The organism is Paenibacillus sp. Soil724D2, assembly GCF_001427935.1.
In the GTDB taxonomy this organism is placed as follows: Bacteria; Bacillota; Bacilli; order Paenibacillales; family NBRC-103111; genus Paenibacillus_E.
Genome location: NZ_LMRY01000012.1, coordinates 83,084 through 105,650 on the forward strand (window position 1 = coordinate 83,084; position 22,567 = coordinate 105,650).

The 22,567-nt window shown below is 43.1% G+C and carries 23 protein-coding genes and 1 other RNA gene; 11 read left to right on the top strand and 13 right to left on the bottom strand.

What is annotated here, in order from left to right:
• Nucleotides 1–9 precede the first annotated feature (9 nt).
• Nucleotides 10–1,164, top strand: a complete 1,155-nt coding sequence (locus ASG85_RS13500) for an MFS transporter (protein WP_060646491.1) — start codon at nt 10–12, stop codon at nt 1,162–1,164.
• Between the two features lie 46 nt (nt 1,165–1,210).
• On the opposite strand, the gene ASG85_RS13505 is transcribed toward ASG85_RS13500, so the two are convergent.
• The 5 genes from ASG85_RS13505 to ASG85_RS13525 all read right to left on the bottom strand — a co-directional run bounded on the left by ASG85_RS13505 (nt 1,211) and on the right by ASG85_RS13525 (nt 4,182).
• The gene (locus ASG85_RS13505) at nt 1,211–1,447 is read right to left on the bottom strand and encodes a twin-arginine translocase TatA/TatE family subunit (RefSeq protein ID WP_057306978.1); all 237 of its coding nucleotides are present in this window, start codon (nt 1,445–1,447) and stop codon (nt 1,211–1,213) included.
• A 129-nt stretch (nt 1,448–1,576) separates the two neighbouring features.
• Nucleotides 1,577–1,771, bottom strand: a complete 195-nt coding sequence (locus ASG85_RS13510) for a hypothetical protein (protein WP_029193437.1) — start codon at nt 1,769–1,771, stop codon at nt 1,577–1,579.
• Nucleotides 1,772–1,900: 129 nt separating this feature from the next.
• Nucleotides 1,901–2,722, bottom strand: a complete 822-nt coding sequence (locus tag ASG85_RS13515; RefSeq protein WP_057306977.1) for a YitT family protein — start codon at nt 2,720–2,722, stop codon at nt 1,901–1,903.
• A gap of 180 nt (nt 2,723–2,902) precedes the next feature.
• Nucleotides 2,903–3,595 carry a DUF4247 domain-containing protein gene (locus ASG85_RS13520; protein ID WP_060646492.1) on the bottom strand — a complete coding sequence of 231 codons (693 nt, stop codon included), beginning with the start codon at nt 3,593–3,595 and terminating at the stop codon, nt 2,903–2,905.
• A gap of 50 nt (nt 3,596–3,645) precedes the next feature.
• On the bottom strand, nt 3,646–4,182 hold the full coding sequence (locus ASG85_RS13525; RefSeq protein ID WP_057306975.1) for a DUF4178 domain-containing protein: 537 nt from the start codon (nt 4,180–4,182) through the stop codon (nt 3,646–3,648).
• A 280-nt stretch (nt 4,183–4,462) separates the two neighbouring features.
• Between ASG85_RS13525 and ASG85_RS13530 the strand changes: the two genes are divergently transcribed.
• The 3 genes from ASG85_RS13530 (at nt 4,463) to ssrS (ending at nt 7,518) form a co-directional block, all read left to right on the top strand.
• A complete protein-coding gene (locus tag ASG85_RS13530; RefSeq protein ID WP_060646493.1) occupies nt 4,463–6,073 on the top strand; it encodes a DEAD/DEAH box helicase in 1,611 nt (536 codons plus the stop codon).
• Nucleotides 6,074–6,440: 367 nt separating this feature from the next.
• Nucleotides 6,441–7,286 carry a YesL family protein gene (locus ASG85_RS13535; protein WP_057306973.1) on the top strand — a complete coding sequence of 282 codons (846 nt, stop codon included), beginning with the start codon at nt 6,441–6,443 and terminating at the stop codon, nt 7,284–7,286.
• Nucleotides 7,287–7,336: 50 nt separating this feature from the next.
• Nucleotides 7,337–7,518, top strand: a non-coding RNA gene (ssrS, locus tag ASG85_RS13540) — 6S RNA.
• 60 nt (nt 7,519–7,578) lie between these two features.
• On the opposite strand, the gene xylB is transcribed toward ssrS, so the two are convergent.
• Nucleotides 7,579–9,108, bottom strand: coding sequence for a xylulokinase (gene xylB / locus ASG85_RS13545; RefSeq protein WP_060646494.1), 1,530 nt, complete (start codon nt 9,106–9,108; stop codon nt 7,579–7,581).
• Between the two features lie 132 nt (nt 9,109–9,240).
• Nucleotides 9,241–9,735, bottom strand: coding sequence for a GNAT family N-acetyltransferase (locus ASG85_RS13550; RefSeq protein ID WP_060646495.1), 495 nt, complete (start codon nt 9,733–9,735; stop codon nt 9,241–9,243).
• A gap of 158 nt (nt 9,736–9,893) precedes the next feature.
• Here ASG85_RS13550 and ASG85_RS13555 point away from each other — a divergent pair, with 158 nt between their 5' ends.
• On the top strand, nt 9,894–11,240 hold the full coding sequence (locus ASG85_RS13555) for an Nramp family divalent metal transporter (RefSeq protein WP_060646496.1): 1,347 nt from the start codon (nt 9,894–9,896) through the stop codon (nt 11,238–11,240).
• A gap of 150 nt (nt 11,241–11,390) precedes the next feature.
• Nucleotides 11,391–11,780, top strand: coding sequence for a DUF1499 domain-containing protein (locus tag ASG85_RS13560; RefSeq protein WP_029193446.1), 390 nt, complete (start codon nt 11,391–11,393; stop codon nt 11,778–11,780).
• Nucleotides 11,781–11,835: 55 nt separating this feature from the next.
• On the opposite strand, the gene tpx is transcribed toward ASG85_RS13560, so the two are convergent.
• Nucleotides 11,836–12,354: a thiol peroxidase gene (gene tpx / locus ASG85_RS13565; protein ID WP_057306969.1), complete on the bottom strand. Its 519-nt coding sequence runs from the start codon at nt 12,352–12,354 to the stop codon at nt 11,836–11,838.
• 161 nt (nt 12,355–12,515) lie between these two features.
• On the opposite strand from tpx, the gene ASG85_RS13570 reads away from it, so the two are divergent.
• Complete coding sequence (locus ASG85_RS13570; protein ID WP_057306968.1) at nt 12,516–13,400, top strand: LysR family transcriptional regulator; 885 nt, start codon at nt 12,516–12,518, stop codon at nt 13,398–13,400.
• A gap of 54 nt (nt 13,401–13,454) precedes the next feature.
• On the opposite strand, the gene ASG85_RS13575 is transcribed toward ASG85_RS13570, so the two are convergent.
• Nucleotides 13,455–14,144: a zinc metallopeptidase gene (locus ASG85_RS13575; RefSeq protein ID WP_060646497.1), complete on the bottom strand. Its 690-nt coding sequence runs from the start codon at nt 14,142–14,144 to the stop codon at nt 13,455–13,457.
• Between the two features lie 21 nt (nt 14,145–14,165).
• Complete coding sequence (locus ASG85_RS13580; protein WP_029193450.1) at nt 14,166–14,606, bottom strand: MerR family transcriptional regulator; 441 nt, start codon at nt 14,604–14,606, stop codon at nt 14,166–14,168.
• A 306-nt stretch (nt 14,607–14,912) separates the two neighbouring features.
• Here ASG85_RS13580 and ASG85_RS13585 point away from each other — a divergent pair, with 306 nt between their 5' ends.
• Genes ASG85_RS13585 through ASG85_RS13595 form a run of 3 tightly spaced genes read left to right on the top strand, consistent with a single transcriptional unit; the run spans nt 14,913 to nt 18,200 of the window.
• Entirely contained in the window at nt 14,913–16,298 is a 1,386-nt protein-coding gene (locus tag ASG85_RS13585; protein ID WP_057306966.1) for an ammonium transporter, read from the top strand.
• Nucleotides 16,299–16,337: 39 nt separating this feature from the next.
• Nucleotides 16,338–17,420, top strand: a complete 1,083-nt coding sequence (locus ASG85_RS13590) for a DUF294 nucleotidyltransferase-like domain-containing protein (protein WP_060646498.1) — start codon at nt 16,338–16,340, stop codon at nt 17,418–17,420.
• Nucleotides 17,421–17,465: 45 nt separating this feature from the next.
• Nucleotides 17,466–18,200: an exonuclease domain-containing protein gene (locus tag ASG85_RS13595; protein ID WP_060646499.1), complete on the top strand. Its 735-nt coding sequence runs from the start codon at nt 17,466–17,468 to the stop codon at nt 18,198–18,200.
• On the opposite strand, the gene ASG85_RS13600 is transcribed toward ASG85_RS13595, so the two are convergent.
• The gene (locus tag ASG85_RS13600) at nt 18,194–18,622 is read right to left on the bottom strand and encodes a Mov34/MPN/PAD-1 family protein (protein ID WP_060646500.1); all 429 of its coding nucleotides are present in this window, start codon (nt 18,620–18,622) and stop codon (nt 18,194–18,196) included. The genes ASG85_RS13595 and ASG85_RS13600 overlap by 7 nt on opposite strands.
• Nucleotides 18,623–18,674: 52 nt before the next feature.
• The gene (locus ASG85_RS13605; RefSeq protein WP_057306962.1) at nt 18,675–19,967 is read right to left on the bottom strand and encodes an MFS transporter; all 1,293 of its coding nucleotides are present in this window, start codon (nt 19,965–19,967) and stop codon (nt 18,675–18,677) included.
• A 139-nt stretch (nt 19,968–20,106) separates the two neighbouring features.
• Here ASG85_RS13605 and ASG85_RS13610 point away from each other — a divergent pair, with 139 nt between their 5' ends.
• Entirely contained in the window at nt 20,107–20,640 is a 534-nt protein-coding gene (locus tag ASG85_RS13610; RefSeq protein WP_060646501.1) for a TlpA family protein disulfide reductase, read from the top strand.
• 93 nt (nt 20,641–20,733) lie between these two features.
• Here ASG85_RS13610 and cimA read toward each other — a convergent pair whose 3' ends face one another.
• On the bottom strand, nt 20,734–22,353 hold the full coding sequence (gene cimA, locus ASG85_RS13615) for a citramalate synthase (protein WP_060646502.1): 1,620 nt from the start codon (nt 22,351–22,353) through the stop codon (nt 20,734–20,736).
• Nucleotides 22,354–22,567 lie beyond the last annotated feature (214 nt).

The window sequence follows — 22,567 nt, forward strand, 5'->3', positions numbered from 1 at the left end:
AGCCACCCATTGAAACTTGATAAACAAATTATTTCATTATCTGGCGTTAATTTTTTCTACTATGCTTCTAGTGCCATTTTATTGCCTTATTTACCTTTATATTTACAAAGTAAGGGCTATTCAGCTAGCGAGATTGGACTCCTCATGATGATTGGTCCGTTTATCTCCATATTCGCACAACCATTCTGGGGATATGTTAGCGACAGATTCAACTCAGTAAGGAATATCGTATTTTTACTTTGGAGCCTTTCCTTACTAGGAAGTTTTGGCTTGTTTTTAACAAAAGGTTTCGGGCTTACCCTTGGATTTATTTTAATGCTTTATTTCTTCTTGCTGCCATCCATTCCACTTATCGACAATTTGGTTGTCAAATCAACCGCGCATCGTGGGATGTCGTATGGATCCGTCCGTTTATGGGGTTCAATCGGATTTTCGGGTGTTGCTCTAATTTCGGGTCTTTTACTCGAAGAATTAGGTGGAGTAGCCAACATACCGTATTTTTATTGGGCGTTGTGGATCTTCCCATTTCTACTGCTAGCTTTTATCAAAGACGAGAAGGGCAGCGGACAGCGAATAACATTAAGTACGATCGGTACTATTTTCAAAAATAAAAACTTCTTATGGTTTATGATCATGGTTTTGATGATATCCATTCCTCATCGAATGAACGATGCACTACTAGGCTTATATCTGAGTAAACTAGGTGCTACGGACTCTATGGTAAGCTGGGCATGGGCCATTGCGGCTTGCACGGAAATTCCGGTATTTGCCTATATCAATCGGTACATACATCGTTATCACGAACTGACCATCCTAGGTCTCGTTTCGGTCTTATATACGATACGGTGGTTGCTCTACACATTATTCAGCGATCCATGGGTGTTAATTGGTTTGCAGACGACACATATGCTCACCTTTGCTGTTTTGTGGATCGTTGCGGTACAGTACGTCGTGCGTCTGCTTCCTGAGCAATTCGGCTCAACAGGTCAATCCATTCTTGCTATGGTGTTCATGGGTCTTGCGGGAATTATCGGCGGTTCGGTGGGCGGATGGTTGAGTGAGCAGTGGGGAGGCGCTAGCATGTATGTGTTTGCGTCAGTCATGTCGGCAATAGCAGCAGGCATGTTTTTCGGTACTCAAGCCGTAATGCGTAGAAGAAGCTAAACATAAATAAAAACACCCGGTAGCAAAATTAGCCGGGTGTTTGGACTTATTTCTGAACTTGTCCTGATTCGGTATTCGTGACTTCTGCAGGATTAATCTCTTTACGGACCGGTACAGGCTGATCATCAGTAGCTGTATTACCGCCATTTCCATTCGTTGCATCTTTAAATTCACGAAACATTTTGCCAAAACCTCTGCCAAGTTCGGGCAGTTTATTAGGCCCAAACAAAAGAAGGGCAACAATTGCAATTAAGATGATGTGCCAAGGAGATAATGCTCCCATTCCAGACACCTCCATTAGTTTATCTTAGTACTATTATATCATGTTCTTATCATAACCTATATACCCTAATTATTACAAACTCAATAACAATGTATGAATAAAGCATAGTTGAACAGAAAAAGACGCCCCTTAATGATAAAGGGCGTCTTTATGATGTTCCGTAATGCTGAATTGAATGATTTCCATGACATCTTCTGCTTCGAGCGCCTCAATGCCAAACCGGAGGACGATCTCGGAGTCCAGCTCATAGCTGGTTAAGAAGGGGTACAACTCGGGTGTTAATTTCATTACAATCCTGGATAATTTGACTGTCTCCACAAGCATCACCCTTCCAATCAAAAGATTAGAATACGAATTACGCCTGAACCACTCACGTTGAAACCAGAACTATATGAAATTAGTATCATTATAACACAATTCAACTTGGAATAAAGAGGCGGATTGCTCGATTATTTACTTAAGCTTGCGGAATTCTCCGACAACACCAACGGTTTCAACGATATTCACGAATGCTTTCGGGTCTATCTTCTTAATAATTCGCTTTAATTCTACGAGTTCATAGCGCGTAGTGACGGTCATTAGCATATCATGCTGCTGTTTCGTATAAGCGCCTTCTGTCTTAACTAAAGTAACACCTCTAGGCAGGAGAAGCAGCGCGTTAATTAACTCATCCTTTTGTTTCGTTACAATGAAGGCGGTCACTTTGACGTGGCGAATATGTATGGCGTCGACGACTTTCCCGCTTATATAGATGGCCAGCATCGAGCAAAGAGCAAGATCCCAATTTTGCTTGAAATAGCCTAGTGCAACAATGACCACACCGTTCATGGATGAAAGAAGGGTTCCGAGAGGGAAATCAAATTTTCGAGTCAAAATCAAGCCAACGATATCAAAGCCTCCACTTGAGCCACCTATTCTTAAGGTGATACCGCTTCCTATTCCAATGAGTACTCCCCCAAAAACTGCGCCAAGAATGGGTTCCTGAGCGACATAGCTTGTTGGTATAATTTGCATCAACCATGCCGTTAATATGACCGACGCTACACTGATCATAATAAATCTACGTCCAATTGAAACTAATCCCCAAATCATCAATGGCAGATTAAACAATAAATACAAGAAACCAATGTTAAAATTCGTAAAATAACCAATAATCATGGCAAATCCAGAAACCCCGCCGCTAAGCAGTTGGTGAGGAATGAGGAACATGTTGAAGCCGACCGCGACAAGCAGTGCGCCAATTAAAATAATGAAAGCGTCTAGCGCCTTTTTCAAAACAAATCACCTCTAAAATAGTATGCAGCATAAAGCAAGTATAATTCATTCTTCTAAAACTTCAATCATAATTTACCTTAGGTTAATTAAATGGACTTTAAAGGAAATAAGTTAATCCTTTGTTAAGATTAAAAAAAGCTGTGTCCAATTCATGGACAACAGCTTAATAAAAACAAATAATTAACGTCTCTTGAAAGAGCCTGTCTTCTTAGATGTGCTTGGCTTACTAACAGATGGTTTAGTCACCTTGTTTGGTGTAGAACCATCATTTTTGCGGGTTGTAGAGTCGCTGCCTGAACTTGGCGTACCTGTACCGCTTTTGAAGCTGCCCGTTCGATCTGACGTTGTTGGCTTCTTATCCTTCGATACATCCGTTGTTGGAGTGGTCGTCTTGCCGCCGCCTGCATTATAAGACGGTGTCCGGGTATAGCCTCTATAATCATCGTAAGGCCGTTTATTATTGAACCATCCCCCGCCGAATAGGGATTGAAGCAGGGTGGCTGTCAAATAACCTTGCAAGAACGAGGAGTCGTAATGTGATTTGGCATATTCGATACTATCGATCTGAACAAGCGTGTTTTTACTATCACTAGGATCCTTTTGGACGTTAATGACCTTATCATTATAAACAAGGAACATTTGATCATCAGATTCCTTGCTCTTTTCCTTCGGTGACTCTTTTGATGCTAGTTCAGCTGCAACAGCAGGGACGCTTTTGTTTTCAACTAGATAAACCTTGGAGAGATTGCTCCCTTTGCCGTCAACACTAACTAACGGATATTGATCTTTGATATAACGTCCGGCATCAGCGCCACACGCGGTAAGAAGGGCGATGATCAATAAGAAAGAAACCCATGAAGTCCATCTTTTCACTTTTCAGTAATCCCTCCTTTCCAAACATTTCTAATGATAACATAGGTTGTCTAGGGCGTCGATTTCAAAAATTTAATCTGATTGCCCGGCGTGCGCTCTCCTTCAAGAGCAATAAATTTGCCATCCTGCCATTGGAGGAAGAAGAATCTACGTTCCGGTCCAAAATATCTCCAAAAGATGATGTCGTCTCCGCTGCGGAAGTCGGTATTTCCTTCCGTTCGAGTGACATCATTGCGATGAAACTCCAATTCGAAGGTAACATCTTCGTCAAGCTCCAAACGAGTAGGGACATCATTCGGATCGTCTAGTGCGCCTTCGACAAAGCTGCAAAGGAAACAGTCATAGGTTCGCCCTTTTTCCACAATCAAACACTGAATATTTTTGCCGCTTTGTAAATAATAAGCGTAACGATGTGGAGCAAACCCGCGGTCAAAATAAATGACCTTGCCGGAAACAACGTACTCCTCTAAGTCTACATTAACAATATCCCCAACTCGGGCATCTTCAAGTGGATTACCTATAGGTGTTGTTGTTGGTTCTTGTTTTTGACTGCGCAGGATGCTGCTGACTCGTTTAAATATGGACATTGAAAACTCTCCTCTGTTCCGTTTATTGTTCTACCTTGTAATACGTTTAGCTTATGCGTTAGGTTTCGTTCTCATTATGTAAGACGCTACTGGAAATGTGTGTATGACTTGTGCTATAATATTTTAGATGTTCTTAAGGGCGGCCAGTTGGATCATGGAAGATGTTAAATCGAAAGTGTATTCCACCAATAAAACTATAGACACGGATAGGAAGTCGTACTTAAGGGTAAAAAAGATACAAGGCATTAGCCTGCCCTGTACAAAAGGAGATTGAATATATTTGAAAACATTTCAAGAGTTTGGTTTAGAGCCAACGATTTTACGCGCTATTACCGAGATGGGCTTTGAAGAGTCCACGCCGATCCAAGAAAAAACGATTCCTTTGGCCATGGAAGGCCGGGATTTAATCGGGCAAGCGCAAACAGGAACAGGTAAAACAGCTGCTTTCGGTATTCCGCTTATTCACAAAATCAATATGAAAGAAGAGCGCATTTCTGCTCTTATCATGTGTCCTACACGGGAACTTGCCATCCAGGTTGCGGAAGAGATTGAGAAACTCGGTCGTTTCAAAGGCATTCGTTCCTTGCCCATCTATGGTGGACAGGATATCGTTAAACAAATTCGTGCATTGAAGAAAAAACCGCAAATCATTATCGGTACACCGGGACGTCTGCTTGACCATATTAACCGTAAAACAATTAAATTAGATGACGTACAAACAGTGGTTTTGGATGAAGCGGATGAAATGCTAGACATGGGTTTCATGGATGATATCCAGTCCATTTTGAAATTGGTTCCAGAAGAGCGTCACACGATGTTGTTCTCTGCAACAATGCCAACTAATATTCAAAAATTGGCACAACAATTTCTTCGTAACCCTGAGCACGTATCGGTTATCCCGAAACAAGTTAGCGCACCATTGATTGACCAAGCATATATCGAATTGCACGAAAAACAAAAATTCGAAGCGCTTAGCCGTTTGATCGACATGGAAGCTCCAGATCTTGCCATCATCTTCGGTCGTACCAAACGCCGGGTTGATGAATTGGCAGAAGCTCTTCAAAAAAGAGGCTATGCAGCTGAAGGTCTTCATGGCGACTTATCCCAAAATCAACGCGATAATGTGATGAGAAAATTCCGTGACGGCAGCATTGATGTACTTGTAGCAACAGATGTTGCTGCGCGTGGTCTAGATGTATCCGGCGTTACTCATGTCATTAACTTTGACCTTCCGCAAGATCCAGAAAGCTATGTTCACCGTATCGGTCGTACAGGCCGCGCTGGTAAAGAAGGTACAGCTTGGACTTTTGTAACACCTAGAGAAATCGATCACCTGCACTTTATCGAGAAAGTTACACGCCACAAAATTAACAAAAAACCATTACCTAGCTTGGCTGAAGCCATTGAAGGTAAACAAAAAATGACTGCTGAGCGTATTCTTGATGTGCTTCAAAATGATACACAAGCAGAATTCAAAGGCTTAGCTATTCAAATGTTAGAGCAATATGATTCCGTAAATCTTCTTGCTGCAGCTATGAAGCTTCTGACAGGCGACAAAAAGGAAACGAATATTGAGTTAACACCTGAAGATCCGATTCGTGCAAGAAAGAAAAAATTCGATGTTCGCAGCTCAGGTAGACGAGTTGGCGGCGGCTATGGCTCAAGTTCAGGTTCAGGAGATCGTCGTCAAGGTGGCGGATATAGCTCAGGTACTGGTTCCAGCAGCTCTAACTCCCGTTACCCGCGTAAAGATAGCAGAGATTACGGTTCAAACAGAGAAGGTGGAAGCAGTTCATCTTCCAGAAACCGTGAATACGGAAGCAACAACTCCGGTAACCGCGATCGTTCCAGAGCTCCACGTAAGAGCGAAGATACATTAGTGAATAAATAAGGGGAATAACCCCAATAAAAGAAAGGCGGAGATCCAGAAGGATCTTCGCCTTTTTGTTATGAAATATATGGTTTACAGTACGAAAGAACTAGTGATGATAACGAGCAAGATGAAGAGAACCAAAATAGCACCTACGGATGTTCCAACTGGATGAGACATAGTATCGACCTCCTGAAAATGATTTGGGGGTAGTTCTTTTTGATAATACTATACTATGTAAAAGTACCTAGAACGACTAGACATCTACCTATATGTTCAAAAATAGGCTATAATTAAACTAATGTAAAAGTAGGACAACTTAATATGTATGCGTTTCAACAATCAACGTAGAAAGTTTCCGGAAGGAAACGCTAAGGAGGAAGCAGTTTTGGAGTTTAGAGGAGTTATGGGAGGACTGTACAGAATATCGGAGTGGATTATGCGTTTATCGGTCATTAATCTGCTCTGGATGCTATGTTCGATTCCGGTTTTCTTTTTTGCTTTTATGGGCTTAGTGAGTCCATCCGTTGATGCATTGAAGGCATCGCTACCCATTATCGCCATTTTGGCACCGTTTACTTTATTTCCTGCAACTTCCGCGATGTTTGCCGTTGCTCGGAAATGGGTTACGGGAGAAGAAGATGTACCACTATTGAAAACATTTTTCCGTGGATATAAAGAAAACTACCTGCAGAGCATGGTAGGTGGCATTTTCTTCGTAATCATTTTCGTTATCATTGCGGTGAATTACTTCTTTTATTTGAAACAGGGGAGTTCACTGAAATTATTGGCCGTATTATTTATCGCTTTCACGGTCATTATTATCATTTCTTTGTTCAATTTCTTCTCGATTATGGTTCATTTGCATATGAAGGTTTTACAAATTTTGAAGAATGCTGTATTGATTACCATTGGTAATCCAATCAATTCGATTGTTCTGCTGCTTTGTAACGGAGCCATTCTTTATATTTGTCTGACCAAATTTAATTTCTTTCTTGTCGTTTTCTTTATGGGAAGTATAATGGCGACTTTTTCGTTCTGGCAGTTTAACCGCAGCTTCACCAAACTCCAAACGAAACAGCAAGAACTAGAAGAGAAGGAACAACAGAGACTGGCTGAAGCGCAAGAAGAGGAAGCACAAAATGAAGCAGAAGCTATAACTGAAGGTGAAGAAGATAGTAAGCCGGAAGTTAGCTTGCATAAAAAAGATGAGAATGAAAAGACTAAAGACTAAACCTACCAGTTGATAATCAACCGGTACGGCACTATAATAAGAAATACAAAAGAATCCTGCGATGTACGTAACGGTTTTAAGTTGTTTTAAACCAATGACTGTTTCTAGGGAGACCTACATTGAAGTGTGGCTGACATGCCCTCGAAAGGGGACCTCAAATACACCTCTGCGGACACCCACCTGCGAGAGCGGGTTTGAAGCACCAAAACCGGACGGCATAGGCGGGTTTTTTTGCATTAAAAAGAGGTTGAACAGGTAATTTCCTGTTTCAACCTCTTTTTTTAGTTTATGTTCAATGACCAGCCAAATCACTTAACTGATGGAATGTGTTCTGAAGTGTTCCATAAAGACCGCGATATATTTGATAGTACGCTTCATATTGTTTTTGATTATCAACATTTGGTTCTACGCGATCTGTGACATGAATCCATTTCTCACAGAGAGTTGTTATATCCTCTTGTAGTACGCCGGAAGCAGCCATGATAGCAGCGCCATACGCAGGGCCGTCTGTAGAATTTACAGTGACCACAGGGATACCGAAGATGTCGGCAATCATTTGACGCCAGAATGGACTCCTGGCGCCGCCGCCATTCACGCGGAGTTCGGTGACTTCAACGCCGGACTCGCGGATTAGTTGCAGCGAGTCGCGGAGCCCGAAGGTAATGCCTTCGAGAACGGCACGGGTGAGATGTGCTTTCTCATGCCGTAGGTTTAGACCGATGAAGGCGCCTCGAGCCTTCGGATCGGGGTGCGGTGTTCGCTCTCCGGATAAGTAGGGCAGGAATAGCAAGCCCTCGCTCCCAAGGGGAGCTGTGGCTGCTGCAGACGTCAGGATCTCGTAGACGTCTTTGCCTTCCTTCTGCGCACGCTCAAGCTCCTCGTGCGCAAAGTGGTTGCGCCACCACTGGAACGAGCCGCCCGCGGCCAGCATCACCCCCATACGGTGCCACTTGCCAGGCACACCGTGACAGAAGGAATGAAGCCGATAAGCTTCATCTACTTGATAGGTGTCGTCGTGAACGAAGACGACACCGGACGTGCCGAGCGCCACGGAGGCGATGCCTTGGCGTACGACGCCAACACCTACGGCGCCGCAAGCTTGGTCGCCGCCGCCTGCGACGACCTTGGTGCCTGCGGCTAGGCCAGTTAGGCTGGCCGCTTCCGGCAGCAGGTGTCCGGCCACGTCGCCGGACTCATAGAGCGGCGGCAGCCATTCCATAGGAATGTCCAGCCGCTCTGTGACGGTCTGCGACCAGCTGCGGTGGGCGACGTCCAGCAGCAGGGTGCCGCTTGCGTCGGCCATGTCCATGCCGAACGCTCCCGTCAGGCGCAGCCTGACGTAGTCCTTCGGCAGCAGCAGATGCCGAACGCGCGCGTAGTTCTCCGGCTCATGCTGCCGGAGCCAAATGACCTTGGGCGCGGTGAAGCCGGTCAGCGCCCGGTTGCCCGTTAGTCGGCCGAGTTCGGCTTTACCGACGGTCGACTCGATGTAAGCACACTGCTCCGCGGTGCGCTGGTCAGACCACAGCAGCGCAGGCCGGATGACCTGCTGCTCCTCGTCCAGGAACACCGACCCGTGCATTTGGCCGGAGAAGCCGATACCAGCGACGGCTTCGCCAGCGACGCTTGTTTTCTCTAAAAGAGCACGGATCCCCTTGACTGTTGCGTTATACCAATCCTCCGGATGCTGCTCTGCCCATCCCGGATGGGGCTGCTGAAGCGGATATTCTACGCTATGGCTGCCAATTACCTGACCAGAGTCATCCACAAGAATGCATTTGACTGCTGAAGTTCCTAAATCTAAGCCCATGAAATATGACATGAAGATGCCCCCTTGTTAAATTGTTAGAGTTTAGTATTTCCTTTGATATTCTTTGTTTGTTTAATAAATATACAAAGATTATTAATTATTATATTCGCACGATATAACGAAAATCCTGCTTACGGGGATATTTTATTTCCATATTAAATTCATTTCATGCCACTGGATGCCAGCATGTTTAGAAACGGATGGAGCTACATAAAGAAATCCATTTTTTTCATAGAATGAAATTAAATGCTCTTCACACATTAAAACAATCCCTATTAAATCATCTTTTCTGGCTATTTCGATGATACGTTGCAGAAGTTCAGTGGCTATCCCGCGTCGTTGGAAGGACGGATGAACGGCTATGGTCAAAACACAGAGGTATTGTCCGTCCTCGGCATGCTCTGTCTCCTGCTTGATACTTTCATCAGTTAATTCTTTATTATGTATCTTTACGCTATTGGTTACCCCGATAATTTGATGGTCTTGCTCATTTTCTGCCACAAGAAAATAGGATCCAAAAACATGCTTTCTCATTTGAAAAGCTTCTAATGAGGCAGCCGCCTCCTGAGAGAAGACAGCAGTCTCTATTTCATAAGCCTTCCTTATGTCTTCATCACTTTCAACTGGGCGAATTAGCATCCTTAGATTCCTCCTTCTAAAAAAACTTTCCTAAGGGAAAATGTTTTTTATATGCACATGATTGTTTACCTATAGCATAAGATAGGGGCATATAGTATAATTATAAATAAAGTTTCCTTTGAACAACATTATTGGTCTTGTGAAAGAAGGGTAATCAGATGGGTATAGCATATAAAAAACCAGAGCAAGAGTCCAGTGGATGGAAGGGCAACACGTCAATGCCTAGTCTGCCTGAAGTCCATCATAGTATGCGCGTACCAAAGAAAGCAGGCTTTTTCCGTAAACTGCTTGCTTTTGTAGGTCCGGGCTATCTCGTAGCCGTAGGGTATATGGATCCGGGAAATTGGGCGACTGATTTAGCAGGTGGTTCGCAATTCGGATATACATTGCTTTCTGTTATTTTAATATCAAATTTAATGGCGATTCTGCTGCAAGCTTTGTCTGGCCGTCTAGGAATTGTTACAGGTCGAGACTTAGCGCAAGCTTGTCGTGATCATTATAGTAAACCAGTTTCATTCGGACTATGGTTGTTATGTGAGTTAGCTATTGCAGCATGTGATCTAGCTGAAGTCATTGGTGCTGCGATTGCCTTACAGTTGCTATTCGGTATACCGCTAATTTATGGAGTCATTCTTACTTCGTTAGATGTTCTATTGGTTCTTATGCTGCAAAAAAAGGGTTTCCGATATATTGAAGCCATGGTCATTAGTTTAATCGCTCTAATTACTTTTTGTTTCGTGATGGAACTTATTTTCTCGAGACCTGACTTTGCAGCTGTTGCCGTTGGCTTCATTCCTAAAACGGAAATTGTAACGAATCCTGCTATGTTATATATCGCCCTAGGTATTCTAGGAGCTACTGTCATGCCTCATAATTTATATTTGCATTCTTCTATCGTCCAAACACGCAAAATCGAGCCGACGGTAGAAGGTAAACGTGAAGCAATTAAGTTTGCCACAATAGATTCGACGGTAGCTTTAATGCTGGCTTTGTTCGTCAATGCCGCGATACTCATTCTTTCTGCAGCGGCTTTTCATTCAGCAGGTAAGGAAGTAGCAGAGATACAAGATGCTTATCACCTTTTGGGACCTATGCTGGGCACAGGTGCCGCGAGTATTCTATTTGCTGTTGCGTTGCTAGCTTCAGGGCAAAACTCTACGCTTACAGGTACACTTGCCGGTCAGATTGTAATGGAGGGCTTCCTTAATATCAGACTCACTCCTTGGCTGCGCCGATTGATAACTCGAATGATCGCGATCGTTCCAGCGGTCATTGTCATCGGTATTTATGGAGAGAGCGGCGCTACCGATTTACTCATTCTCAGTCAGGTCATTTTATCCTTGCAGCTTTCCTTTGCAGTTATACCGCTTGTTACGTTCACTTCGGACCGAAAGAAGATGGGGGAGCTTGTAACGCCAAAGTGGATGATTTTACTAAGTTGGTTTGTAGCTATTTTGATAGCAGGATTGAATGCATACTTACTTTACGCTACTTTTTTTGGGTAATAAAATAGGGCATATAAATGGAAAATCGGAGGAGCGATCCTCCGATTTTTATTTCCCCTCTTTTTCTTAAGCCTAAACAATGGTAAGATAGAGAGCAGTGTAGAAATGGCAAGTGGTCTATATGTACTTCATTGAAGGGGGAAAAGGCTTTTGCTTAAGAGAACTTTAATCGGATTACTTCGCAGTCATGAAACGACCGGAGATAAAGCCAAAGATCCTTTGCTTAAAACAAGATATTATAAGCTTCCTAAAGAACAAGTATGGGAAGAAGTCACTGCCGTTCTGAAAAAAACGCCGGGCTATAAACTTCTCCACGAAGTTCAAAATGTAGGCGAAATTCTCGCGGAACGTAAAACAATGACTGGACGAACACAGGATGTTACGTTAACGCTATTTGGGATTAATCCCGTGAAAACCGCGGTAGACATTTATTCAGCATCCCGAGGCTCGATGGGGGATTTGGGTTCCAATTACCGTACTATTATAGATATTTATAAACAATTAGACAGAAAGCTTGCTCCATATAAGATTGAAGGATAACAAAAACAAAAACAGCAGGGAAGCTAGGCCTCCTTGCTGTTTTATTTTGTGCTTATTAAACTAATTTTTTGACAGCTTCAACGGCTGTTTCATAATTAGGGTGAGCCGTCATTTCGCCTAGGTACTCAACGTATTGAACGGTATCATTCGCATCGATAACAAAAATGGAACGCATATCAAGTTGAAGTTCTTTGATCAATACGCCATAAGCTTCGCCGAAGGATTTTGTTTTGTAATCGGACAAAGTGATCACTTTGTCAATACCTGCCGCACCACACCAGCGGGATTGTGCAAAAGGAAGATCAACACTGATAGTCAGAACAGCAACATTGTCGCCTAGACCTGCTGCTTCTTCATTGAAGCGGCGAGTTTGTGCATCACAAACGCCTGTATCCAAAGATGGAACAACGCTGATCAGCTTTACTTTACCTGCATAATCTGCGAGGGAAACTTGAGTCATCAAATCTTTGTTTACTGTGAAGTTAGGTGCTTTGTCACCCACTTTAATTTCAGGTCCTACCAAAGTAATCGGATTGCCTTTAATGGTAGCAACACCAGTACGTTCTTGTGCCATGTGAACTGTTTCCTCCTTTAATTTCCATACTGAATAACAACTTATTTATTATAAGCTTTTTGAACTTAGGTTGTCCAATCGTTACTGTAAGGCTATAATTTAAATGTTTAAAGATCGCATAAGATCGCAATCACGTAAGAAAAGTCGGGGGATTTATCCAAGTGGAATTAAGACAATTGCAGTACTTTGTAAAAGTAGCGAGAAAACAGCATGTGACCCAAGCAGCAGAAGAAATGCATGTGGCGCAGTCAGCCGTTAGCCGGCAGATTCATCTTTTAGAAGAAGAACTGGGCATTAATTTGTTCGTGCAAAAAGGCCGTAATCTTCACCTTACCTCAGTAGGTCATTTATTCTTAAGCCGGGTCGAGGGGATACTGACGGACTTGGAACGTGCTGTTGGTGAGATACACGAATTTCTTGACCCGGAAGCCGGGGAAATTCGTATTGGGTTTCCGCATAGTCTGGTCATCAATTTGCTGCCTGCTGTCATTGCAGCCTTTAAAAAAGATCACCCAAACGTTAAATTCAGGCTTCGTCAAGGGACCTATACGTCCCTAATCCGAGATGTCTCTAAGGGAGAGATAGATCTGGCTTTCATTTCGCCATTCCCAGAAACACATGAGCATGTTTCGGGTGAAATTTTGTTAACCGAAGAGCTGTATGCGATTATTCCCTCCAATCATATCCTTGCGGATTACACATCCATTCGATTGGAACAATTAAAGAATGAACCATTCGTTATGTTTAGTGAAGAATATACGCTGCGTACGATTGTGATGGAGGCTTGCATGAAAGCGGGCTTCGTTCCGAAGATTGAGTTCGAAGGTGAAGAAACAGATACCATTCGCGGGCTAGTAGCCGCGGGTATGGGAGTTAGCTTGCTTCCTTCTATGGCTTTAATGGAGAGCGGTCAAATGCAGCCGGTCAAAATTCGTGTGACCGATCCTGTGGTCACTAGAACTGTCGGTTTAATTTGCCGCAAAAGTGAAAAGCTTCCTTTGGTGGCTGAAGTTTTCAGACGGTTTCTATGTGATTACTTTCAATGAACAAAAGCTCATCTTGTATGTGTGAATAACACCGTACAAGATGAGCTTTTATGTTTAGTCGTCGCTATTACGGCCATTAAATATCATAATATATTTCAGAAGTTCAAGAACGGAGATTAAAGCGGCTGCGACATACGTAAGAGCGGCTGCATTTAATACCTTAGCTACCCCGCGTTCTTCTTCATTAGAGATGAAGCCTTCAGCGATCATTAAATCTCGGGCTCTTGAGCTGGCGTTAAATTCCACTGGCAGTGTAACTAATTGAAAAGCAACAGCTGCTGCGAAAAAGATAATGCCAAGACCGAGCAGCCATGGGATCTGCTGGAAGAAGAAGCCGGCTAGTATGAGCAAGGGAGCTACACCGGAGGCGAAATTGACAACCGGGAACATGCGGTGCCTTGCGACAAGCATGGGATAGTGAACTTGGTGTTGAATGGCATGGCCTACCTCGTGACAGGCGACAGCAACAGCAGATATGGAGCTTTCGTAATAGACGGGTTCAGATAAACGTACTACTCTGGCTATTGGATCATAGTGATCTGACAGGGTGCCAGGTACAGCTTCTACGGGAACGTCATACAGTCCGTTGGCATCAAGCATGCGTCTTGCCGCCTGAGCACCCGTCATTCCTGAGTAAATTGGAACTTGGGACCACTTGTTGAATGTTCCCCGTACTCGAAACGAGGCCCACAACGAAAGTCCGAATGCAATAATAATGAGAAAATCCATGGGATGAAAAAACATTTGACATTCCTCCGTATTTCGTTATGAGAACGGATTTTTACCTAGAAGAACAATTAGCGCTTCAATACAGGCCGCAGTTGGCTGAGTAAGTATTCGGGAAAGCTTCTTCATTTGATTTGGTTTCAACTGTTGGATGATGGGTCCCAGCTCTTTAGCTTCTTTCATTAGCTGCTCTAAATGAAGCTGGATAGATGTCAGCTTATCTCTCACTGTATCATCTGGGGACACTTTACTCCATTGTTGTAAATTCGCTTTGATTTCCTCTAAGGTATATTTCTCGTTCTTCATAGATTCAATACGTTTAAGTCGCGTCAAAGTTTCATCACTATAAAGGCGGTAGTTTGTATCTGATCTTTTCTCGGGTTCAATCAAGTTCAACTTGGTGTAGTAATCAATGGTTCGAGAACTGACATCGGCAAGTTTGGCTAGTTCTCCGATTTTATAAAGCTTCTCTTTCCCCATAATAAGTTCACCTCTACTCCAATGTTTTGTATGAATTCTTCTATATATTAATGATACCTGATTACAAACCGTACAGTCAAACGTAATACTTTTCAAAGCTGACATGGATTTTAGGATAGGAATTGTAACATTTTGCTCGATCTATGAACGAAAACACGAATTATGCCTGTTCGATGTCAGGTTATTTTTCGCTTTTTTCAATTTTTTAAAGAAAATCCTATTGTCAAACCCATTTAACCTGTATATAATGACATTAAGAGTTTCATTACATGTTACTTAATATAACATTAAAAAGGAAGTGGTCGTATGGTTAAGAAGTTGTTGTTAGCTTTCGGCGTTATGGCATTATTATTCCCTACTCTCGCATTTGCTGCAGATGAAGCGACAGTACCCCAACTTCAAAGTGCAATCGATGCAGTTTGGGTTATGTTAGCAGCTATCTTGGTCATCTTCATGCAAGCTGGCTTTGCATTATTAGAAGCGGGGTCTACTAGAATGAAAAATGCCGGTCACGTAGCCGGTAAAACAATTTTAACTTTTGGCTTATGCGCCATCGCTTTCTGGGCTGTAGGTTTCGGTTTCGCCTTCGGTGACGGAAATGCTTTCTTCGGAACGACAGGGTTCTTCGTTACAGGTTTAGAAGATCAAGCAGCAGCAGCATTCGGATCTCTTTCTTTCTCAGATGTACCAATTGGTATTAAATTCTTGTTCCAACTAGCCTTCGCAGGTGTATCCTTAGCGATTGCATGGGGCGGTTTTGCAGAGAGAGCGAAACTTCCAGTTTACTTCATCTTCGGAATTTTGTTTACAGTCGTGATTTATCCAATCGTTGCTCACTGGGTATGGGGCGGCGGCTGGTTGAGCAAGCTTGGTATGCAAGATTTTGCGGGATCAACGGTTGTTCACTTACAAGGTGCAACAGCAGCTCTTGTAGCTACTATCTTGTTAAAACCACGTATTGGCAAATATAATAAAGATAAAACGCCAAACTTAATTCCTGGTCACAACCAAGTGTTGTCTGTTCTCGGTGTTATCATTCTTTGGATCGGTTGGTTCGGTTTCAACCCAGGTAGTACACTAAGTGCAATGGGTGATGGGTTCTTCGGTTATATTGCTCTGACAACGAACATGGCTGCTGCGGCAGGCGGGGTTGCGGCTCTCATCATTTCTTGGATGTACTTTGGTAAAGCAGATATTCCTAGCATGTTGAATGGTGTTCTTGCAGCGCTAGTTGCAATTACAGCAGCTTGTGCATTCGTAGATACTTGGGCTGCCATCGTCATCGGTGCAGTAGCTGGTATTGTTACATTCTTCACAGCACAATGGTTTGAAAGAGCTGGCATCGATGATCCGATCTATGCTTTCTCCGTTCATGGTATCGCTGGTATTTGGGGTACTCTTTCCACTGGTTTGTTCGCTACACCTGAGCTTTCGGCGAAGGTTGGTGTTGGCGGTGCTGGATTGTTCTACGGCGGTGGTTTGCACCAACTAGGCGTTCAAGCACTAGGTTTAGCTGGAGCATTAGTATTCGTTCTTATTCTTTCTTTCATTATCTTAGGCATACTGAAAGCTACAATTGGCCTTCGTGTTACAGAAGAAGAAGAAATTATCGGTCTGGATTTGTCTGAGCATGGTTCATACGGATATCCGGAACAAATGAAAAAAGCAGCTCAAAACGGCGCGTCCGTTTAATACCACATACACTTTCTACTAGAGCAAAGGGGATGCAACATGAATCATCTCTCAATGGAACAGATCCTGGAGCGTATCTATCAATCGGAACAGTTCGATGAGATGCGAATAACCAGAGATCAGGTGCATGAGATGTTTCGGGAGCATCTCCTTTTCTCTCATTCATCTGAAATTGGACGAAAAGTAAATCAAATACACGATGCCTTTATTCATAGAACGATAGAACTGTCTGAACATATGTTGGAGGATGAAGGGTTTGGGAAACCGCCCGTTCCCTATGCATTTATTTTGCTCGGCAGTGGTGGAAGAGGTGAACAAACGCTTTGGAGTGATCAAGATAACGGACTTATTTATGGAGAAAGTGAAAATCACACAGAGGAACAATTAGATGACTATTTTATCAAACTTGTAGATTGTATCCTTCGTGGTCTTGATATTTTGGGCTATCCGCCTTGTGAAGGCAATGTGATCTCGAGCAACAAGCTATGGCGTAAGTCGTTATCCTCGTATATTGAGATGATGACAGCATGGTTTATGGAACCGGATTGGGAAAATGTTCGTTATTTGCTCATCCTTGCTGATATGCGCTGTATCTTCGGTTCTAAAGCTTTAGTTGACCGGCTCAAAGGCGAGTTTCTTGCTTATGTTCAGGAACATCCGAGTATCTTGAAGTATTTGTTATCCAATACACTCCATCACAGAATAACATTGGGCGTATTCGGACATCTGATTAGAGAGAGATATGGGGAGGATGCAGGTGGATTTGACATTAAATATGGCGCTTATATTCCTATAGTAAATGGGATTCGACTTCTTGCTATTCAAGCAGGGATCATGCAATCATCAACGTTGGAGAGAATTAGATTGCTGCAGGAAACTTCCTTCATTCCTAAACAATTAGCCGTTGAATGGCAGGCTGCTTTTGGAGTTGCGCTTAAGCTTAGAGATTTGACACCTCATCAGCTTGATGGAGAGATGTATACGACAAGAGGCAAATTAAATGCTGATCAGTTGACCAAAGAATTAAAGCAAGAATTAAAACATTGCCTGCGTACGGGGATGGAGTTACAAAAGTATGTTAGAAAATCAATCGATTCACGCTTAGAGACAGAAAAAGGTTAGATATAACGGGATTTATGTTTCATTGGTAGGGAGAGGTGATTCGAAATGAAAGATATGCGACCAGCTGGGCGAATGTGGCATTTGTACAAAATGGGTGGCCTTACGCCAGCGCTTACGTCTATGTTTGATGTGCAGAGTGCTCAACAGATGGCTTTTATTCGTTCCATGTTGAAGGAGCAAAGGAAAGATTCCCTGTTTGAAATACCGCTTCACTCGATGGAAATCGTTGTTTTTGATTTGGAAACGACGGGATTCTCTCCTTATAACGGTGATGAAATTATTTCATTCGGAGGCGTCTCTGTTATTGGCGGTGAAGTGCAAAGTAATCATACCTTCTATAGTATGGTAAATCCAAAACGTAAGATTCCGGATGAGATTGTGAACCTAACCGGTATTACGAACGAAATGGCTGCTGACGCGCCTGAATTAATAGGGGTGTTAAGTGACTTCTTGGAGTTTGTTGGGCAAAGAATACTGGTTGCTCATGCAACCGGACATGATAAAAATTTCTTGAACTCGGCCCTATGGCGCACGTCCAAAGTGAGCTTATCACATCGTGTTCTCGATATCATGATGATTGCCAAATGGCTAATGCCGAAGAGGAAAAATTTGAGTTTGGACTCTCTGCTTCATGCCTATGATATTCCGATAATGAATCGCCACCATGCACTTGAGGATTCCCTTATGACTGCGCAGCTGTGGTCTAGATTCATGGAGGAAATAAAGTCAAGAAATGTAGATACTTTAGGTGATTTGTACGCCTTATTAAGCCATCACTGACCGATGACAAACGAAAGTTTGTGATAAGAGGTCTGGGGGGCTTTTTTTATTTGGTAAAGCTGTAGTTCGGGGTGTTGCGGTTGCTGAAAGGATAAAATCCAATAGGTAGGAATCGAATGCCAGAGTGTTTGCAGATCCTGTTCCGAAGGAACGGGAGGAGCCGTCGGGTGCGAATGGAAAAGACCGATCACGGGGTTGTTGCTGTCCATAAGATATGGGAGCATCTCAACGGGACTTATTTCAAAACGATTCCTAGGGTTACTTGCGATATTACGTAAAGGAATAAAGGTACTCGCTTGCAGCGCTTCATTCTTGTTAGGGGCTTGTCCACCGAGAATGAAGCCGCATGCTTCTTCAGGAAGTTGCTGCAAGCTGTGCATGTGAAGATCTTTGTATAAATTTTGCTTCATATATACATTCACTCTCTATCCACCTCACCTAATCGATGTGCTTGTTAAGAATGAGGTTAGTATATCATGCTTTTTTATTCATTTCCCCTTTAGGCTTAATAAAGAAGAATACGAGGGCAAGCATGAGAAGTGCCAAGGAGGATACGGTGATGAATATGACTTTATCCGAAATGTTCATAAGCCATCCGAAAAGTGGTGGACCGCAAGCTACACCAATGAAACGGAGACTATTGTACAACGAGGTTATCATTCCACGCTGTTCACGCTCTACAGATCCGGTAATCAGTGTATTTAGGCAAGGCAGCAGCAGACCAGTTCCTATTCCACTCAACGAAAGTAAACCAATAAATATGTAGAGATTGGTATTTAGGAAGATCGCTAATGCTAGCGAAACGGTCATTAGGATGAGTCCGATGTTCATTAACCAGCGCATCAATACGACGTTCTCTTTGATTTTGGCACCGGTGGTATAGGAGGTAATGACCATGCAAAGCAAAGGAATAGCGAGAATAAATCCCTTGCGAACACCTTCAATGCTATAAGGTTCCTCTTCTAATATCTGTGATAAATAAAAGAGAACGCCGAACAGAATAAATAACGAAATGGAGCCAGCAAAAAATGCAGGGATGAGCCAGCGGCCTTTTTCCCGAAAAATGCTGCGAATTTGCTTTAAGTAATCCTTAAGTGGTTCCGCTTCCTTTTCTTTAGGCGGTTCCTTAATCATAAAAATAACAGCGAGCAGAGCTAACACGCAGAATATAGGGAATGCAAAAAATGGCGCAAACCAAACGATTAAAGCTAATAAAGAACCTAATATCGGGCTTACGACTTTACCGGCCCCATTAGAAGCCTCTATGAGCCCGAGCGCTTTACTCGCGGTTCCTCCCTTATATAAATCTCCTACAAGAGCCATCGCGATAGGGGCTGTCCCTGCTGCTCCTAAGCCTTGTATAGCTCGTGCTGTTATTAGGATAGGATAGGAGTTCCAAACAGCTCCAAGGCCTGCTAGAACGCCTGCAGAGCCGTAAACTATAAGCGAAGGGATGATGACAGCTTTACGTGTAAAACGGTCTGATAAATAACCCGATACAGGAATGATGATACCGGCTGTAATGGAGAACAAGGTGATGACGAGTGAGCTCTGAAAGCGCGATATGCCCATCCTTTCCTGCATATCAGGTAGAATAGGAACTAGCATCGAATTACCTAACACAAGAACTAAGGGAATCGTTGCTATTGCGATGTATTCCCAGATGTGGCCTTTTTTGTTTTTAGATTTGTTTTTAGGTTTGCTTTCAGTTTTGTCTTCAAATATGTTTTCGGAAATTTTTTTGCCCTTGGCTGCTTTTGTAGTCATTATGATGAGAGTCCTTTCAGAACATGATGTATGTTTACTTTTCCCAAATAAGTTGAAAGCATACTTTGGATTTTATTCGTTGATGTTGGAATTTTGGCGAATTTGGAGATAATATAGACAGAGTGGAGGTGGAAGTGCTTTGAAGAGGAATGTGTTTGTGATAGCCCTGGTGGTTATATTAGCCAGTTTTGCTATTTATCAAAACGCCCAACGCGAGAATAAAGCGACACTTATGCCTACTGAGCAAGCGCCAAAAGTGAATTTCTTGGCCCCTTCGTTTACGTTAAAAGGGCTTGATGGGAAAGACTACACGATTGGTGGGCCGCGTGATAAGCCTTTGTTCGTTAATTTCTGGGCTTCATGGTGTGGTCCATGCGAGGAAGAGGCACCGGATTTGGTTAATGTGTACAACAAATATCAAGGGCAGTTTGATCTCTACGCGGTCAATGTGACACCTGGTGATAAAATGGAGAACATTACGAAGTTTGTGGAAACCTACAAATACCCATTCCCGGTGTTATTAGATAAGCAAGGAACGAATGCGGATACTTATCGAGTGGTCGCTATTCCAACCAGTTTCTTAATCGATAAAAATGGGGTCATTCGCGAGGTCGTTCATGTACTCTCTCCTAGAGATTTGGATAAGAAAATTGCAAGTCTCATTAAAGAGTAAAAAAGCTGCAAGAAAGCGCCGATGGTTGGCGTGCTCTTTGCAGCTTTTCTTGTCTTTAAACTCGGTCATTCAACCTTGAGTGAAGTTTACTCATTAATGGTTCACTAAACCTAGGCGCTCTTGTTGATCTTTGTTCGCAGGCTCGACACGTTTTCTTCCGATTAATGCATATCGCAAGCTATCTACGAGAGCATACCAGCTTGCTTCAATAATGTTACTGGACACTCCAAGCGTGTTCCATGTGGTATTGAAGTCAGTCGATTCCATCAGAACGCGAACCTTACCGGCAGTAGCGCCTTTCACATCAAGGACACGCACCTTATAGTCGGAGAGATGGACGTTCTTAATATCAGGGTAATATTGGATCAAAGCTTTACGTAAGGCATTGTCAAGAGCGTTTACTGGACCGTTGCCTTCTGCCGCGGTATAGATCGTTTCGCCATGAACCTTCACTTTAACAATGGCTTCGGAGACAACCGATTGATTAGCGGACTTCTCAACAAGCATTTTAAATGATTCTAATGTGAAAATCTCTTCTAGACCTTCGAATGCTTCGCGCAGCAAAAGCTCTAGTGTGGCATCGGCTCCTTCGAATTGGTAGCCTTGATGCTCGAGATCTTTAATTTTCTCAATGACTTCTTTGGTTTTCTGATGCTCTTTATTAAAGTCAAGATTCAATTCTTGGGCTTTCACTAATACATTGCTTTGCCCCGCAAGCTCTGAAACAAGTACACGTTGTTTATTGCCAACGAGTTCAGGCTTCGTATGCTCATACGTGCTAGCATCCTTGAGAATGGCTGAAACGTGAATACCGCCTTTATGCGCAAATGCCGCATTCCCGACATATGGCTGATTAACAGGCATATGCATGTTGGCGATTTCGCTAATGTATCTCGAAACTGGCGTTAATGATTTGAGTTGCTCATCGGAAATAACCGAATAGCCAAGCTTTAACTGAAGGTTAGGGATAATGGAGCTAAGGTTAGCATTACCGCAGCGTTCTCCATAGCCATTAATAGTTCCTTGGACCTGTCCTGCTCCTGCTTGTACAGCGGCAAGGCTGTTTGCTACACCTAATTCACAATCATTATGAGCGTGAATTCCGATGGGGGTGGTGACATTTTGTTTAACAGTAGTGACAATGGCAGTAATTTCTCCAGGTAATGAGCCGCCGTTAGTGTCACATAGGACTATCCAATCAGCTCCGGCATCCTGTGCTTTTTTGATTGTTTGCAGGGCGTACTCGGGATTATTCTTGTAACCGTCGAAGAAATGCTCGGCATCGTAGATGACTTCAAGACCACTGCTTTTTAAATAAAGAACGGAGTCGTAGATCATGGCAAGATTTTCTTCAAGTGTAGTTTGAATAGCTGTTGTGACATGGAAGTCCCAGGACTTACCGAAGATGGTTGCTACCTGAGCGCCTGACTCCACGAGTCTGTTCAGATTAATATCATCCGCAGCAATGGAATCTTTACGCCGTGTGCTGCCGAATGCAGTAATCTTCGCATTTGTGAACTTCATGTCGCGAGCACGTTCAAAAAATTCAATATCTTTGCTGTTGCTGCCCGGCCATCCGCCTTCAATATAATGAACCCCAAGCTCATCGAGCTTGCGGGCAATTTTAATTTTATCCTCGACGGATAAGCTGATGCCTTCTCCTTGCGTACCGTCTCGTAGTGTGGTGTCGAAGATTTTGACTGATGTTGGCATAGGTTCCTCCTTCAAAAGCTAGCAAAGTGACTTCGGTGCTTGATGTGCAGGTGCTTGTGCTTGCTTTAAAGCGCTAATGTATAATTTACGATTATACCATAATAGTATGGGTAAAGACATCATAACGCAAAAATACGTTTGCTTGAAAGTATAATTTTTTGTATGCTGAAAATGGCTCTAATAGTTGGTCGTTTATCAATGGGAGGGAATATAA